The sequence below is a fragment of the Gilliamella sp. CG22 genome, from assembly GCF_046635725.1.
Classification (GTDB): Bacteria; Pseudomonadota; Gammaproteobacteria; order Enterobacterales; family Orbaceae; genus Gilliamella; species Gilliamella apicola_I.
In genome coordinates, this window is sequence record NZ_JBIDFK010000028.1 from 1 (window position 1) to 1,492 (window position 1,492).

A 1,492-nucleotide genomic window follows, 5' to 3' on the forward strand; every position below is an offset into this window, starting at 1 on the left:
AAAAAATAAATTAAATTTTTAATTTATTTTACCCCCCAGTTATTGATTTAACTGGGGTTTTTATTGAATGATATAAGTGTTCATTGTCTTGAAATTATCAAAATTATCAATCATATTGCATCTAATTAACCCAAAGTTACCTAGATATAAAAAATAAAATTATCTACAAATTTTACGCAATTCACTTCACTCCTCTTTCAATAAAAAAGTTATTTGATTAGCTGAAAAACTATGACTAATTAAAATCAATTGAGATGATAACTGGGTAATACAGTTAATATTAACACTGATGGTGTTTTGATAAAAAGCTAAATTGATTCAATATAGTTTAATAAACTAACTAAAGAGATAAAAAATTATTACTGTAGAATTAAGTAAAATACATTATGGAAAAAATATTGAAATTTAACGATTATCGGTTTAATATAGAAACAGGTTAGCCTAACTCACAATGTTGAGTTAATAGCTACCTACTGGTGAAGTAATTCACATAATTAATTAGTTAATTAATCAATATTTTTACATTATGTCATATAATAAAATTATCGGATTCTTATTCGAAAACAGTGAAAACGGAGTATCAATAGCAATATTGATGGATCTTGATCGTTCAATTGTTACATTACTACCAATGCGAAACGGCGAACGAATGGCAGGAACTAGCGAACTTGAATTAAGTTTAAAGCATTTTGATAAACTGATTGATGATTATCCTGATCTAGAGAAACGTAAGTGGTATGTCTATCTCTTATGTGGAGTGGGTTACGTTAATTTATATCCTGAAATATTTGATCAAATCAAAAATGAAATTAGTTCAAATTCTAATGATCATCTACGGACTCAAATTAAATTCGTAGATAAGCTTGCAAATACTTTGGCGTTTATTATCCTAATAGGATTAGTGTGTATTGCTGTTTATCTTATAGGCAAATTCGCACTTGCTGTATTAGTGTATATTTTTGACCATTTGAAATTTGATTAATCTAATCAAATAAACCTCAGTTATTTAACTGGGGTTTATTGTTAAAGTTTGTTCTTTCATAAATAGTTATCATTATTGCGCAACAAATTAAAATTCTATAGCAAATAAAGACTACGATGAATAAATAGATTGCTCGTATAAATATGATACTTTTAATAAATTTATGACTTTTAATAAGTAATCTTTTAAAGATTTAACAAACCTATTGATTTAATTAAATAATATAATTTTATAAATTAAAATCCAATATAACAAGATAAATAACAACTTAAATTATGCACTTTTTGTTGATACTCTTCTGAATTAAACACAAACCCCTAACATCATTGTATACTATGTTTTATGATAGAATATATGTTAAGTTCATAACTTAATTACCGCTTTAAATTTGGTACATTAATGAAATCAACACTAAATAAATTTTCTGTAGCGTCCATGCTCGATTGGACCGATAAACATTGTCGGTATTTTCATCGGATATTGACCAAACAAACTTTACTGTATACCGAA

2 protein-coding genes are annotated in these 1,492 nt (G+C 26.0%); both read left to right on the top strand.

Going from position 1 to position 1,492, the window contains the following annotated elements; genetic code table 11:
• Positions 1-649: 649 nt before the first annotated feature.
• Positions 650-982 (top strand): hypothetical protein, encoded by a 333-nt coding sequence (locus tag ACGH46_RS10985; RefSeq protein WP_267350728.1) that lies wholly within the window; start codon positions 650-652, stop codon positions 980-982.
• Positions 983-1,381: 399 nt separating this feature from the next.
• Positions 1,382-1,492 (top strand): tRNA-dihydrouridine synthase (locus tag ACGH46_RS10990; RefSeq protein WP_411605651.1); only part of this gene is annotated, 111 nt, incomplete at its 3' end.